This is a genomic window from Halomonas sp. V046 (assembly GCF_052645355.1).
Window position 1 is genome coordinate 62,541 of record NZ_JBQXYF010000005.1, and the last position, 14,577, is coordinate 77,117.

Consider the following 14,577-nt stretch of genomic DNA (forward strand, 5'->3'; position numbering starts at 1 on the left):
AGGCGCAAGGCGTGGTGCGTCCTTCCGCTTGCGCCCGCCGGCCCCCGTGGCTCAGAACGCGTCCGCAACCGCAACCGACGCCGCCCCCGTCTGCACTCGCCATTGGGCAGCGTAACGCCCATCGGCAGCCAGCAGGTCGGTGTGGGTGCCGCGCTCCACGACCTTGCCCTGCTCCATCACCACGATCTGGTCGGCGTGGACGATGGTCGAGAGTCGATGGGCGATCATGATCACGGTACGCTCACCGCCGATGCGCTTAAGAGAGCGCTGAATGGCGGCCTCGGTCTCGTTATCCACGGCGCTGGTGGCTTCATCCAGCACCAGCACGGGCGGGTCCTTGAGCAGCGCCCGGGCCAGCGACAGGCGCTGACGCTGGCCGCCAGAGAGCTTGACCCCGCGCTCGCCTACCGCGGTCGCGAGTCCGCCTGGCAGGCGCTCGATAAAGTCCCAGGCCTCGGCCGTACGAGCGGCCGCGATGACCTCTTCGTCGCTGGCCTCTGGGCGGGCGTAGGCGATGTTGTCGCGTATGCTGCCCTCGAACAGGTAGACGTCCTGGCTGACCAGGCCAATCGCCCCACGCAACTCGTGCTGGCGCAGTTCGGTCACCGGAATGCCGTCGAGACGCACAGCGCCGCCATCGGCATCGTGAAAGCGCAGCAACAGCTTGATCAAGGTCGACTTGCCGGACCCCGTGGCGCCGACCAGCGCCAGCGTTTCGCCGGCCCCGACCCGAATGTCGACCGCATCGACGCCCTGGCCACTCGCCGGATAGTGAAAGTCGACGGCCTCGAAGCTGACGTCGCCACGCACCGGCTGCGGCAGCGGCCGATCGCCATCGTCACGCACGCGAATGGGGGTTTCGATCAGATCCAGAATGCGGCGAGTACTGGCCATGGCACGCTCGAACAGGTCGATGACCTGGGCGAGGCCGGTCAGCGGCCACAGCAGGCGCTGGGTGAGGAACACCAGCACGCCGTAGGCCCCGACGTTCAAGTCACCGCGCAGGGCCATCATGCCGCCGACGGTGAAGGTAGCCAGAAAGCCGGTCAGAATCGCCATGCGAATCACCGGGATAAACGCCGAACTCACGCGTATGGCACGTCGATTGGCTTCGACGTAGGCCTCGCTGTCGGCACGCAGGCGCTCCGCCTCGCGATTCTCCGCGGTGAAGCTCTTGATGGTGGCGATACCGCCGATGTTATTGGACAGCCGGCTGGACAGCGCACCGACCCGCTCGCGGACCTCGGCGTAGAGTGGCCCGGCCTTGCGCTGGAAGACGAAGGCCCCCCACAGGATCAGCGGAATGGGGGTGAACGCCAGCACCGCGATCAACGGCGACAGCACGACAAACACGGCCCCCACCGCGACCACCGACACGCCGACCTGGATCATGCTGTTGGCGCCACCGTCGAGGAAGCGCTCGAGCTGATTGACGTCGTCGTTCATGGTGGCGACCAACGCGCCTGAATGCCGGGACTCGAAGAAGCCCATGTCCAGGCGTTGGACGTGCTCGTAGGCGTCCTGACGCAGGTCCGCCTGCAGGCGCTGGGCCAGGTTGCGCCACAGAATCTGGTACAGGTACTCGAAGATCGACTCGCCAGCCCAGATGAAAAACGTCAGCACCCCGAGGACGATGATCTGCTCCTTGGCCGACGTAAAACCGAGGGCGGCGACGAAGCTCTCTTCCTGGTTGACCACCACATCGATCGCCACCCCGATGAGAATTTCAGGGGCGATATCGAACAGCTTGTTGATGATCGAACACACGGTGGCGGCGGCGATCCGACGACGATAGCCGCGAGCGTAGCGCAGCAGGCGCCCGAGTGCCTGGACGCTGCGAGTGTTGGACATGACCCTCTCCCTGAGACGAAACCACGAACGCCGGCTTGCGGGAATCTCTCGATCCCCCCGGCGGTTCCACACAGCCCTCGGCCAGACCGCCGCCTAGAGCACAAAAAATCGCCGCAACCCCTCGGGGCCGCGGCGATTGGCGTCACGCAGCGCCGGGCATTGCCGGCGCCTGGTCGAACCCTATCAGGCAGTCGCAGCCTGGTAGCGACGCTCGACTTCGTCCCAGTCAACCACGTTGAAGAACGCCGCGATGTAGTCGGGGCGCTTGTTCTGGTACTTCAGGTAGTAGGCGTGCTCCCACACGTCCAGGCCCAGCACCGGGGTGTTACCGTGCATCAGCGGGTTATCCTGGTTCAGGGTGTTTTCCACCACCAGGGCGCCGTCGGCGGTCACCGAGAGCCAGGCCCAACCCGAGCCGAAGCGACCGAGAGCGGCCTTGGTGAAGGCATCCTTGAAGGCGTCGAAGCCGCCCAGTTCCTTCTCGATGGCCTCACCGACCTTGCCCTTCGGGTTGCCGCCACCGTTGGGCGACATCACGGTCCAGAACAGCGAGTGGTTGGCATGGCCGCCACCGTTGTTGATGACCGGCTGACGCTTGTCTTCGGGCAGACGCTCGAGGTTGGCCACCAGCTCGTCGACCGGCAGGTCTTCGAGGCCAGTGCCTTCGAGCGCGCCGTTCAGATTATTGACGTAGGTCTGATGGTGACGGGAATAGTGGATCTCCATGGTCAGCGCATCGATGGAGGGCTCCAGTGCGTCGTAAGCGTAGGGCAGTTCGGGCAGTGTATGTGCCATGGTGATACCTCCTTTCCATTGGATGAATAGCCGGGCGAGGGCCTGTCTGCTGGCTCTCGTAAGCCGGCTTACCGAATACCGGGAGTGATACTATAGAAAAGACAAACCATTCTCGCTACAGCAGTTCTCGTGCCCATACTCTGGCATCCCTGACGCCTTCGGGGCAAGCCACGCGCCAGCGGTGAGCGCGGCTCCGCTCATTGACATTAGGACTCAAATTGATAACCATTCCTATCCTCTTCACCATTCCTCCTTCATGACGTCCCTTCCCTCGCAAGCCAACGCGAGGTGAGATGACGCGGAGAACACGATGTTCGACGTTCAGGCCGCGACCTTCGAGGTCCAGGGCAGACGCCTGTTGCACCCCACGACGCTGACCTTCGAGGCCGGTCGTGTTCATGGTCTGATCGGCCACAATGGCTCGGGCAAGTCGACCCTGCTCAAGCTGCTGGCGCAGCAGCAGGCGGCGACCAGCGGTGCCGTGCACTTCGATGGTCGCGAGCTATCCGCCTGGGGCCGTCGCGCCTTCGCCCGGGAGGTGGCCTATCTGCCCCAGCACCTGCCCAGCGCCGAGAACCTGACCTGCCGCGAGCTGATCGCCTTCGGTCGCTACCCGTGGAAGGGATTGCTTGGCCGATCGCGCCGCGACGACGTGGAGCACGTCACCCGAGCCATGGCGTTGACCCACACCGAAGCGTTCGCCGACCGGCTGGTGGACACGCTCTCCGGTGGCGAGCGCACGCGGGTATGGCTGGCCATGCTGCTGGCCCAGGGCAGCCGCCTGCTGCTGCTCGATGAGCCTCTGGCGGCACTCGATATCGCCCACCAGGTCGAGGTCATGTCGCTGGTCAGGACCCTATCGCGAGAGCTGGGGCTCGGGGTTGTCATCGTGTTGCACGACATCAACATGGCGTCGCGCTACTGCGATCATCTGGTCGCCCTGCACACCGGCCGGGTCATCGCCGAAGGCGCGCCCGCACAACTGATGCGCAGCGAACTGCTGGAGGACATCTACGGCATCCCGATGCAGGTCATGCCTCACCCCAGCGGAGAACACGCCGTTGCCCTGGTGCACTGAACACGCCGCCCTGCCCTGGCAGCCAGACCGAACGTGAGCGGACCAAGGTGCATTCAGCGGCCGCACCGCCACGTCTCGCCCGGCCTCCCCTCGCCGTCATGTCCCTACTCGGTGCCCCTCATTCGATGACAGTCTCGCCACCCTCTTTGCGCTGCACGCTGCGTTTCGCCCGTTCGTTGCTGCAGGCCATGGTGCCCAGGTCGACACGCCGCTGCGCAACGGGGCGTCTTGCCACGCTTGTCGGCACGGTCCTGGCCACGCCAGGGGCGCTGGCGGTGCCCCTGCTTCTGGCACTGACGGTGAGCGCGCCTCCAGCCCTGGCGGGACCACGCATTGCCAGTCTCGACTGGACCTTGGCCGAAACCTTGATCGCGCTGGGTGCACCGCCGGTGGCCCTGGCCCAGACCGGCGATTATGCCAGTTGGGTCGGCCACCCCGCCCCCGAGTCGGTGATCGACATGGGGCTGCGCTCCCAGCCCAACCTCGAGCTACTGGCAAGCCTGGCGCCGGATCACATCGTGATCTCGCCGATGTTCGCCAACCTGGCCCCGCGCCTCTCGGCCATCGCGCCGGTCCAGACGTTCTCGATGTACACCCCAGGAGAAGCGGTGTGGCCGGAACTCGAGTCGCTGACGCGCAAGCTCGGTGAGCTCAGCCAGCGACAAGCGGCCGCCGAACGGCTGATCGAAGAGGCAGGCAACCACATCGACGCCCTGGCCGCTCGGCTGCCAACGGCTACCCGACCACTGTTGGTCGTGCAGTTCATGGATGCCCGTCATGTGCGCGTATTTGGCGCCAACAGCCTGTTCGATGCGGTGATGAGTCGGCTTGGCCTGGCAAACGCCTGGCAGCAGCCAACCAACGCCTGGGGCTTCAGCCTCGCCGGGCTCGAACGCCTGGTCAGCCTCGACGAGGCGCGCCTGGTGGTCGTCGAGCCTTACCCGGCGGGCGTGGCCGAGGCCCTGACGACCAGCGGCCTGTGGCAACACATCGGCAGCGTGGACCGAGGCGACGTCATCACCCTGCCACCAATCTGGAGTTTCGGCAGCCTGCCGTCGGCGACACGCTTCGCCGGGTTTCTGGCAACCGCACTGAGCACCGATGGCGCGTCAGCGCACGTCACCACGGAGACCGACCATGACAGCCATTGAACGGCGCATGCGGCCGGCGCTGACCACGCCGATGGTGACCGGCGGCCTGCTGTTGGCGGTCTTCCTCGTGGGGTTGATGGTGTCGCTCGCACCTCTCGGGGGCCTAGCCACCGCGGCCCAGAGCCTGCTGGCACCCGCCAGCGGCACCGCTGGGCTGGTATTGCACTATAGCTGGTGGCCGCGCCTGTCCATGGCGCTGCTCGCCGGAGGCGCCCTGGGGTTGGCCGGCGTGCTGATGCAGCAGGTACTGCGCAATCCGCTGGCGTCACCGACAACCCTGGGGGTAGCCAGCGGCGCCAACCTGGCACTGATGACCGCGACGCTGCTGGCCCCAGGCCTGCTGGTGGCCGGCCGCGAATGGGTGGCACTCGGCGGCGGCGCCATCGCCATGGCCCTGGTCTTCAGCCTCGGCTGGCGCCGCGGCCTGTCACCGGGCGTGGTGGTACTCGGCGGCCTGGTGGTCAATCTCTACGTCGGCGCCCTTGCCATGGTGCTGCTGCTCTTCCACCAGGAAGAACTGAAGGGCCTGCTGGTATGGGGCGCCGGGTCCCTGGCCCAGAACGGCTGGGACTCGGTGGCCTATCTGGCACCGCGACTGGCGATCGCCGGGCTCGCCGCGGTCTGGCTGATCCGACCGCTGGCGCTGTTGGAGCTCGACGACGCCAGCGCCAAGAGCCTCGGCGTCTCCCTCAAGTGGCTTCGTCTGGGCGGGCTTGGCTTGGCGGTGTTCATCACCGGCTGCGTGGTCAGCGTCGTCGGCATCATCGGTTTCATCGGCTTGGCGGCGCCCAACATCATGCGCCTGGCCGGTGCCCGGCGACTCAAGGCGAGGCTGCTTGGTTCGATCCTTCTCGGCGCCCTGCTGCTCGCCACCACCGACCTGCTGCTGCAGGGCTTTTCCGGCAAGTTGCCGACCTTGATTCCCACCGGCGCCACCACCGCGGCCCTCGGCGCGCCGCTGCTGCTGTGGCTGATTCCGCGCCTGCGCCTGACCGCTCGCCGCCCGCCCAGCGCCAGCCGCGCCGAATCCCATCGCCACCCGACGCCGGGACGATTGATGCTCATCTTGGCGGTACTGATCGCCGGTGTCGCCGTCGTCGGCCTGACCGTAGGCCAGGGCGTCGAGGGCTGGGGCCTGGCGCTCGACCCGGCGGTACTCGAGTGGCGCTGGCCGCGCATCCTGGCGGCGGCCGGCAGCGGTGTCCTGCTGGCGGTTGCCGGCACCCTGATTCAGCGCGTCACCGCCAACCCCATGGCGAGCCCTGAGCTGCTCGGCATCAGCGGCGGCGCCGCCATCGCCCTGATCATCACGCTGTTTCTGGTCCAGGGGCCGAGCAACCTGATGCTGGTGGGCGCCGGGACCCTGGGCGCGCTGGTGACCCTCGGCGTACTGGTCGCACTCAATCACGCCAGCGGCTTTCAGCCCGAGCGCTTGCTGCTATGTGGCGTCGCCATCACCGCTCTGTTCGATGCCGTGCGCTCCATCGTGCTCGCCGGTGGCGACCCGCGTGGCCAGCAGGTGGTGGCATGGCTGTCCGGTTCCACCTACTACGTCGATCCCACCTCGGCGCTGGTGGTGCTCGCCGCCGCCTTGCTGTTCGCCCTGGCGACCCAACCGCTGGGACGCTGGCTGGATATCCTGCCGCTAGGCGCGGCCACCGCCCGGGCGCTCGGCATCCAGGTGGAAGGCGCCAGGTTCGCGCTGCTCGCCCTGGTGGCACTACTCACCGCCGGCGCCACGCTGATTGTTGGCCCGCTGTCCTTCGTCGGCCTGCTGGCACCGCACATGGCGCGGATGCTCGGCTTCTCCCGGGCGCGCAGTCATATGGCGGGGGCCGCCCTGCTCGGCGCCTTGTTGATGGTCACGGCGGACTGGCTCGGGCGTCAGCTATTGTTTCCCGAGGAAATTCCGGCGGGTCTGGTCGCCTCACTGATCGGCGGCAGCTACTTCATGTGGGGCCTACGCAAGCTCTAGCCGCCGCCAGGGCTTCGGTGGCGACGCCGGCGCGGTCTTGTGTAAGGTCGACGGGGTTCTGGCGCTCTAAGCACAACGCCTCCCCGACCATCCTGCGACCCTGGAGTAGCCCATGACCGATCGCGCTGATCATCGCCTGGACGATATCGACCGCTGCCCGGCCGCTGCCTTTCCCCGCATCGCCCTCGGGGGAAGCTGTTACTGGTGCATGGAGGCGGTGTTCCAGTCGCTCACTGGCGTCGCCCACGTCGAGCAGGGCTTCGTTGCCGCGACCCCCGCAGAGCCGGGCGATGAACGCTTCAGTGAAGCCGTCATCGTCCACTTCGACCCCGCGCGACTGCCGCTGGCCGTGGTGCTGGAAATACACCTGCACACCCACCGCTCGACGGCCAACCACTCGCGTCGCGATAACTACCGCTCGGCGGTCTACACCTTCGATGACATTCAGGCCAACGAGGTCAAAGTGCTGCTGGAGCAGCTAGGTCAGGAGTTTGATGCGCCCCTGGTGACCCGCGTGCTGCCGTTCGCCGCGTTCAAGCCCTCCAAGGCCGAGTACCATGACTACTTCTACACCCGCCCCGAACGGCCCTTCTGCGAGCGCTATATCGCCCCCAAGCTCAAGGTGCTGCTCGAGCGCTTCGGCGACGTGGCCGACCACGCAAGGCTCAAGCAAGCCGGCATCGAAGGCGTATCGCCGGCTGCCGCACCGGCCGCCGGGGGCAATCGCTGATACCGCCGGCGCTGCAGCCCCAAGCCACGACGCGCTCGCCCACAGCAGCCAGGACGGAAACTAAAAGGCCTGAGCCCCGTGCAATACGAGGCTCAGGCCATGGCCGCCGGAGCAGAGAACCAACCGTTCAATGGTTGGGGAGAGTTCAAATGGCCGGGCGTTGTGCCCTTGGTCGCCGATCCTAGAACCGGGACTTCAGGCTGCCGACTCTAGAACCGGTACTTCAGGCTGCCGACCACGCTACGTTCTTCTCCGTAATAACACCAGTACTCGCAGCCGCTGACGTACTCTTCGTCGGTCAGGTTGTTGACGTTGACCTGGGCGGTCCACTGCGGCGTAAAGTCGTAGCTGACCTTGGCATCCCACAGGGTGTAGGAGTCGACCTGGGTGTCCGAGTATTGTGGGCTATCCACCGATTCACCCACGTAGCGCACGCCGGTGCCGATATTGAGACCATGCAGCACGCCAGGAGCGGCGTAGTCGACCCACAGTGACGCCTGGTTGCGGGGAATGAGGCCGGCGCGGATATCGTCCTGGTCCCGGCTGATATCGACGCGCACGTCGGTATAGGTGTAGGCCGCGGTGACCTTGAGGTCATCGGTGACGTAGCCCACGCCCTCGATCTCGAAGCCCTGGGATTCGCGCTTGCCGCCCTGTCGATTCGACGACTGGCCGCTGACGTAGAGGGTGTCGGATTCCTCGAGGTCGAACACCGAGGCGGTCACGTAGCCGTCGAGCCAGTTCGGTGCGTACTTGACGCCCAGTTCCCACTGCTCCCCCTCGCTCGGCTGATAGGCGTTGCCATCCGGGTCGGTGCCGATCTGGGGCGAGAACGACTCGCTGTAACTCAGGTACGGCGAGATGCCGTAGTCGCCCAGGTACATGACGCCGCCGGAGAAACTCATCTCGTCCTCGCTGCCGCCGCCGTTGTCCTGGCCGTCGATGCGATTGGTCACGTCGACGCTGTCGTGACGCATGCCGGCGAGGAAAATCCAGCGATCATCCACCCGAAGCTGGTTCTGGGCGTAGAAGCCGAGCTGCTCCTTCCCTTCCTCATGGTCGCTGCCGTTGCGCGATGACGGGGTGAAATTGCCGTACTCGGGATCGAAGATATCGAAGGGACTACCGAAGGCAAAATCGTCGTAGTTGTCGTAGTCGATATCCAGGTCTTGATAGTCGAAGCCAAGCAGCAGGGTATTCTCGAGGCGGTCGGTGTACCAACGGCCGATCGCTCGGTTATCCACGGTAATGGCGTCATAGTCGCCATCACGGTAGGTCAGGCCACGCTGAGCGTTGCGATCATCGAGCAGAAACGACACATAGACATCACGCTCGAGCAGATCCAGGTGGCTATAGCGAAGGTTCTGCTCCAGGTCCCAGGTGTCGTTGACGCGATGGCTCAACTCGTAGCCCAGCGCCCACTGCTCATGTTCCTGACGCTCGTAGCCGGGCTCGCCCAGGTTGTCCTCGGGATCGAGCTTGCCAAACGGCGTGTTGTCGACGGTGCCATAGGGCAGCTTGAAGCCGTTGGTCGGTGTCCCCTGGTCTTTCAGGTAGCTGGCCAGGAAGGTGATGCTGGTGTCGTCCGACAGGTCCAGCGCCAGGCTCGGCGCCAGGTAGACGCGCTGGTTGTCGGTGTCCTCGATGGTGCCGTCGCCTTCGCGGAACAACCCGACCATGCGATAGCGCACGTCATCGCGGCCGTCCACCGGGCCAGACACATCGATGCCGACCTGCTCGTGGTCATTACTGCCAGACTGCAACTCGATCAGGCCCTGGCGCTCTGCGGTAGGCCGCTTGCTGACAGCGTTGATCACACCGCCGGGAGGCGCCTCCCCGTACAGAATGGACGCCGGGCCCTTGAGCAGTTCGACGCTGTCGAGGCCAAAGGGCTCGGTGCTCCACCAGAAGTAGCCGCCCTCGCGGAACTGACGCAACCCATCCTGGTAGGTGGAGTCCTCGGCGTTGAAGCCGCGGATGTAGAACCAGTCGGCCTTGTTGTCCTGCCCGAAGGGCTGGGACAGCACGCCGCTGCGATAGCGGAACACCTCGTCGTACTTGTTGACCTGGCGATTGTCGAGCTCTTCGCGAGACACTTGGGACGTGGAGCGTGGCGTCTCGAGTATCGGCGCCTCGACCTTGAGCGCGGTGCCGGTCACGACCATGGTGTCGGCATCGACGTCGGCGACGTCATCGGACTGCGCCAGCGCCAGAGGCGTCAGGCCGAGCAAGGAGAACGACAATGTTAGCCCCAGGCCACGGCGAATCGCCACGGTCATGGGGGATAGCCTGGGAAACAACGGGGGAGCTTGCATCGACAAAGGCCTCGACGTGGCAGCGGGAGGAGATCATGGCCAGTTTGCCGGGCCAAATGTTGATCATTTGACGGCATGCTAATCGTTTGCATTTATAGGTGCAATCAGGATCGAGTCGTTTTTACGTTTTTCAAACGCTCGCCCTTGCGTCACGTCAGGTTTGCTTCAAAGGGCACAGGACTTTTTCTTTAGCTGTGCACTTTTTTCCTTCGCTATGCACTTTGCGCCAAGGCCGCCAGCTCTCCTTTGTCACCTTCCTCGCCCGCCTCGACGCCAACGAGAAACCCACTCACAGGTCTTCGTCCAGGCGCGCTACGGCGTCTCGGCTGACCCGCTCGCGACTGGCCCCGGTCAACTCGCTCAGGTGTCCTGCGCGCATCTCATACAGGCGATCGGCGTGGTGGAAGTAGTGATCGTCGTGGCTGATCGCGAACACCGTCTTGCCCATGTCCTTGAGCAGCGGCAGCAGGTCGCGATAGAAGACCCGGCGAAACTGCGGGTCCTGATCGGCGGCCCATTCGTCGAGCAGCAGGATGTCACGCTCTTCGGCCACCGCCATCAGCAGCGCCAGGCGTTTGCGCTGGCCCTGGGACAGCGCCGGGTTGGTCACCCGCTGGCCGTCGAAGTGAAGCTTCTCACGCATGGCCAGGTGCTCAAGCCAGGCCTCGACCAGGACCGGGTCGGCGGCCTCACCATCGGGGCCAACGAGTCTGTCGAAGGGGTGAAAGTCGGTGAACACGGCCGAAAAACGTTGACGAAAGGCTTCCCACTCGCCGTCGCCGATCACGCGGCCATCGAGGCGAATCGCCCCCCCCTGGGGGCGGTACAGCCCGGTCAAGAGCTTCGCCAGGGTCGACTTACCGCTGCCGTTGCCACCGATCAGGAAGGCCAACTCGCCACGCCTTAAGGTCAGATCGATAGGGCCAACGGCAAAGCCTTCGCGGGCTTCGCTCGCGGCGTAACGAAAGCTGACGCCATCGAGTGTCAGGGTCTGCCAGGCATCGTCGCCGGCCTCGCTGCCGGCAAAGCCCTCGCGGTGCTCGACCAGCGCCAGGCCGTGGAGTTTATCGAAGGCCACCTGAGCACTCAGCAGCGTCGGCAGTGCGCCAACGGCCGAAATCAGTGGCGTGCGCAGGAACAGCAGGGTCAGCGAGTAGGTCGCGGCCACCTCGGTACTCGCCCAGCCGAGGCCGTTGGCGAGGTAGAAGACCACGCCGATGGCGCCGAGCATCATGATATTGGACCAGTTCAGCGCACTCAGATGAAAGGTGTCGGCACGAATGATGTGATGGCGATAGGTCCGCGCATCGCCGTCGTAGGCATCCTCATACAGCTTGCGGGCACGCGCTCGGTTGAGCGCCAGTTCCTTGCGCCCGTGGATCACCGCCTCGAAATCGGCATAGAGCCTGTCCTCGGTCTCTCGCACCTGGGCGAGGTGACGGTAGACTCGCGCCACCAGCCAGGAGCCACCGGCAATGGTCACGCCGACCCAGGCCGCGGTGATCCCGAGCAGCCCCGGCGACAGCCACGCCAGGTAGGCCGCGGAGCCCAGCGTCAGCACGATGCCCTGAACGAGCTCCGGCAGACGCACGAAGGCGATGGTGATATTGCGGATATCGCTGGACAGACTGGCCAGCAGTTCGGCGCTGCCAAGGCGCTCCAGGCGCTCGATGTCGGTATCGAGTATCTGCTTCACCAACCGCCCACGCAGTCCGTAGACAAAGTGGTGACCCAGGGTGGTCAGCGCCAACTGAGCGCTCAGCGTCACCACCAGCAGCAAGACGATCACGCCCAGGAACATCGGCAGCACATGGCCGGGATTTCCCACGTTCTCGATCAAGCGCTGGTTGATGAAGGCAATGGCGCCGATGCCAAGCGCGGCACTGACCACGCTCAGCAGCATCACCCCCACGAAGGGCCAGCGATAGTGACGATAGACGACGCGCAGAAGATCCACAGCGATACCCAAGCGGTTGGAAGTGAACACAGGTCCGAGCGGCGCCCAATGGCGCGGCTCGACGGCGGCGTATTGTGGCCCAGCCGGCCCGGCGGGGCAAAGTCGTCGATGCCCACTGCCAAGGCCCTCTCCCGGGGCCAGCGTCCCACGACGCGACATCCAGCCATGGGACGGCACCCCGCGCCATCGGCCAGATCCCCCAGGCGCCAGTGTTCCCGGGCGCTGGAGCGCCCACCACCGGCGACAAACGTCTGTACAAGTATTGCCACCCCACGCCGACTGGCCCGCCGTTAGGCCCGGCCGCGCTCCCGGAGCTTCGCGCCCTGCCGCCCGTCTCGCTTTCCCCCTCCCCTCCGTGTACGCCTCGCGCCTCCACCCGGTGAGCGGCCTACCGAAGGACAAGAGTCGCCCGAGCCTTGCACCAGGGATCGGGCCCAGGAATCCTGGTTCCCGGGCAGTTCGATCACAGCGCAGTTCGATCACAGCGCCGCGAGAGCGCACCGAGAAACGGGCGATCCGGCGCCGATTTTCACTCCCCAGGCCAGGCATTGTCCGCGGTTTCCCACCCGGCAAGGTGTCGCTACATGGCGACAAGCAGGGCAAAACCCGGTCAACCCGCATTTCGTGTTTCAAACACATGAAAGTGCCTGCCTTCCTTGACTGGCGCGGGCTGTCGCCCGGTAATCAAACGCTTACCCTGGCGTGCACTTTTCTTGTACCTACATTTTGTTACGTAAAAGGCTTGAACAATTTTCTACCGCCCCCACACTAGATAGCGACACGACGGAAAACGTCACTTTCCTCACGTAAGCCGATCATCACGATCGGAAAGGAGCGCAGGAATGAACCGCAAGACACCGATGATGACCGCAATCGCAGGCACCCTTTTCGCAGGTGGTCTGGCCATGAGCACCGGCGCCCTTGCGGAGACCCAAGGCCTGTATTCCGCCGATGAGCTGCTCGATGCCGACGTCTACTCGAGCGCCTCCGGGAACGAAGATATCGGCGAGGTGGAAGACGTCCTGCTCGACAATGACATGACGGTACGCGCCATCGTCGTCGATACCGGCAACCTGCTCGACTTGGGCGAGAAGCAGTACGTCGTCGATGCCGCCAACTTCACCGTGCAGACAGAGAACGGCGATAGCATCGAGAACATCGAGTACAGCGTTCACGTCGACATGACCAACGAGGAAATTACCCAGCAACCGGAGTACACCGACACCTGGTGGAACCAGACCAAGTCCAACGTCCAGAACGCCTGGATGGACACCAAGGAAGGGGCCGAAAGCGCCTGGGAGAGCACCAAGGCGGCCACCGCTGGTGCCCTGACCTCTGCGGGTCAAGCCATCGAGAATGCCGGTGACAGCGCCGAAGAAGCCACCGATGAGACCGCCAAAAACACCGAAGATGCGGTGAACTGAGTCGCCCCGACGGGGCAACCGCCACTAGGCCAGCGCCCCGAGCGGCGCTAGCCTGCTCAGACGGTTTCGTCCCGCTCGCCGCAGTACCCAAGATGCCCGGCCACTGGCCGGGCATCTTGCGTTGTCGGCCAGTCACCGCGTTCTGCGACCCTTCCGACCACTCATCGAGCCCCTTGGTGCGTGGCGCTCGCCGGCGCGTTGTGCGCCCGCGGCTCCTTCGAACGCTCGGCATACGCCCCTCGACATAGCCCCCTCGAACATAGGCCCCTCGAACATAGGCCCCTCGACATACGCCCCTCGACATAGCCCCTCGACATAGCCCCCTCGGCTGACCGCGCTCAGGGGGCCCCTCGGCATACGCCCCTCGACATAGGCCCCTCGACATAGGCCCCTCGACATAGGCCCCTCGACATAGACCCCCCGGCTGACCGCGCTCAGGGGGCCGCTCGGGTCACTCCCGCCAGCAGCGGCATGCCCGTCACCGGGTCATGCACCAGCGTGCAATCGACATCGTACAGACGACGCACCAGCGCCGGAGTCACGACCTGGCTGGGGCAACCCTCGGCGATCACCGTGCCGCCCCGCATTGCCACCAGATGGTCGGCATAGCGACAGGCGCTGGTCAGGTCATGCAGGACCATGACCACGGTTCGTCCGTGGGCCACCAGGCGCTTGAGAAGCTCGAAGACTTCGAGCTGGTGGCCAAGGTCCAGCGCCGAGGTGGGCTCATCGAGCAGGATGATCGGGGTGCGCTGGGCGATGGTCATGGCGATCCAGGCGCGCTGGCGCTGGCCCCCGGAGAGAGTGTCCAGCGCGCGCTCGGCGAGTGCCTCGAGGCCGGCAGACGCCAGCGCCCTGGACACCACACGCTGGTCTTCCTCGCTCCATTGGCGCCACCAGGCCTGGTGCGGCTGGCGCCCGAAGCGGATCAGGTCGCTGACCGTCAGGCCCTCAGGCGCCGACGCCTCCTGGGGCAAGAGCGCGATACGCTGGGCCAGCTGCCTGGCCGGTAGACGCTGAATATCCTGCCCCGACAGCAGCACCTGGCCACCGACGGGGGCATGCAGGCGTGAAAGCCCGGCCAGCAGCGTCGACTTGCCACAGCCGTTGGGGCCGACGATGGCCGTCAGGCGGCCCTGCGGCAGCGCCAGATCGAGCCCCTCGATCACCGGGTAGCGTCCGTGGCTAAGGCCCAGGCCGCAGGTGGCAAGCGGCGCCGGGTCGTCCTGCGCTCGGCGCCGGGTGCGAGAATGGTGCACGCCATCGATAACGGTCATTGCCTGTCCTTGTCGGCGCTCGGT

General features: G+C 65.4%; 9 protein-coding genes and 1 pseudogene. 5 read left to right on the forward strand and 5 right to left on the reverse strand.

Translation table 11 applies throughout. The annotated features are described in order from the left end of the window. Window positions 1-51: 51 nt before the first annotated feature. On the reverse strand, window positions 52-1,851 hold the full coding sequence (locus tag ACUN9Y_RS07970; RefSeq protein WP_445460160.1) for an ABC transporter ATP-binding protein: 1,800 nt from the start codon (window positions 1,849-1,851) through the stop codon (window positions 52-54). Window positions 1,852-2,034: 183 nt separating this feature from the next. Then, window positions 2,035-2,646, reverse strand: a complete 612-nt coding sequence (locus ACUN9Y_RS07975; protein WP_445460161.1) for a superoxide dismutase — start codon at window positions 2,644-2,646, stop codon at window positions 2,035-2,037. Between the two features lie 310 nt (window positions 2,647-2,956). On the opposite strand from ACUN9Y_RS07975, the pseudogene ACUN9Y_RS07980 reads away from it, so the two are divergent. The 4 genes and pseudogenes from ACUN9Y_RS07980 to ACUN9Y_RS07995 form a co-directional block, all read left to right on the forward strand. Continuing rightward, window positions 2,957-3,463 (forward strand): annotated as a pseudogene (locus ACUN9Y_RS07980) (ATP-binding cassette domain-containing protein); the annotation flags it as partial. A 386-nt stretch (window positions 3,464-3,849) separates the two neighbouring features. After that, window positions 3,850-4,875, forward strand: coding sequence for an ABC transporter substrate-binding protein (locus ACUN9Y_RS07985; RefSeq protein WP_445460162.1), 1,026 nt, complete (start codon window positions 3,850-3,852; stop codon window positions 4,873-4,875). Continuing rightward, window positions 4,862-6,850: a Fe(3+)-hydroxamate ABC transporter permease FhuB gene (gene fhuB, locus ACUN9Y_RS07990; protein ID WP_445460163.1), complete on the forward strand. Its 1,989-nt coding sequence runs from the start codon at window positions 4,862-4,864 to the stop codon at window positions 6,848-6,850. The genes ACUN9Y_RS07985 and fhuB overlap by 14 nt, the downstream gene beginning before the upstream one ends. A gap of 112 nt (window positions 6,851-6,962) precedes the next feature. Continuing rightward, a complete protein-coding gene (locus ACUN9Y_RS07995) occupies window positions 6,963-7,580 on the forward strand; it encodes a peptide-methionine (S)-S-oxide reductase (RefSeq protein WP_445460164.1) in 618 nt (205 codons plus the stop codon). 209 nt (window positions 7,581-7,789) lie between these two features. On the opposite strand, the gene ACUN9Y_RS08000 is transcribed toward ACUN9Y_RS07995, so the two are convergent. Further along, entirely contained in the window at window positions 7,790-9,895 is a 2,106-nt protein-coding gene (locus ACUN9Y_RS08000) for a TonB-dependent siderophore receptor (protein ID WP_445460165.1), read from the reverse strand. A gap of 289 nt (window positions 9,896-10,184) precedes the next feature. Further along, complete coding sequence (locus tag ACUN9Y_RS08005) at window positions 10,185-11,852, reverse strand: multidrug ABC transporter permease/ATP-binding protein (RefSeq protein WP_445460166.1); 1,668 nt, start codon at window positions 11,850-11,852, stop codon at window positions 10,185-10,187. Between the two features lie 842 nt (window positions 11,853-12,694). On the opposite strand from ACUN9Y_RS08005, the gene ACUN9Y_RS08010 reads away from it, so the two are divergent. Beyond that, a complete protein-coding gene (locus ACUN9Y_RS08010; RefSeq protein ID WP_445460167.1) occupies window positions 12,695-13,276 on the forward strand; it encodes a PRC-barrel domain-containing protein in 582 nt (193 codons plus the stop codon). 434 nt (window positions 13,277-13,710) lie between these two features. On the opposite strand, the gene ACUN9Y_RS08015 is transcribed toward ACUN9Y_RS08010, so the two are convergent. Further along, the gene (locus ACUN9Y_RS08015; RefSeq protein WP_445460168.1) at window positions 13,711-14,553 is read right to left on the reverse strand and encodes an ABC transporter ATP-binding protein; all 843 of its coding nucleotides are present in this window, start codon (window positions 14,551-14,553) and stop codon (window positions 13,711-13,713) included. Window positions 14,554-14,577: the final 24 nt, after the last annotated feature.

Excerpts from the sequence above, each read along its gene's own strand:
- ACUN9Y_RS07970 (WP_445460160.1), bottom strand. The coding sequence starts at position 1,851 with ATGTCCAACACTCGCAGCGTCCAGGCACTCGGGCGCCTGCTGCGCTAC.
- ACUN9Y_RS07975 (WP_445460161.1), bottom strand. The coding sequence starts at position 2,646 with ATGGCACATACACTGCCCGAACTGCCCTACGCTTACGACGCACTGGAG.
- ACUN9Y_RS07985 (WP_445460162.1), top strand. The coding sequence starts at position 3,850 with ATGACAGTCTCGCCACCCTCTTTGCGCTGCACGCTGCGTTTCGCCCGT.
- fhuB (WP_445460163.1), top strand. The coding sequence starts at position 4,862 with ATGACAGCCATTGAACGGCGCATGCGGCCGGCGCTGACCACGCCGATG.
- ACUN9Y_RS07995 (WP_445460164.1), top strand. The coding sequence starts at position 6,963 with ATGACCGATCGCGCTGATCATCGCCTGGACGATATCGACCGCTGCCCG.
- ACUN9Y_RS08000 (WP_445460165.1), bottom strand. The coding sequence starts at position 9,895 with ATGCAAGCTCCCCCGTTGTTTCCCAGGCTATCCCCCATGACCGTGGCG.
- ACUN9Y_RS08010 (WP_445460167.1), top strand. The coding sequence starts at position 12,695 with ATGAACCGCAAGACACCGATGATGACCGCAATCGCAGGCACCCTTTTC.
- ACUN9Y_RS08015 (WP_445460168.1), bottom strand. The coding sequence starts at position 14,553 with ATGACCGTTATCGATGGCGTGCACCATTCTCGCACCCGGCGCCGAGCG.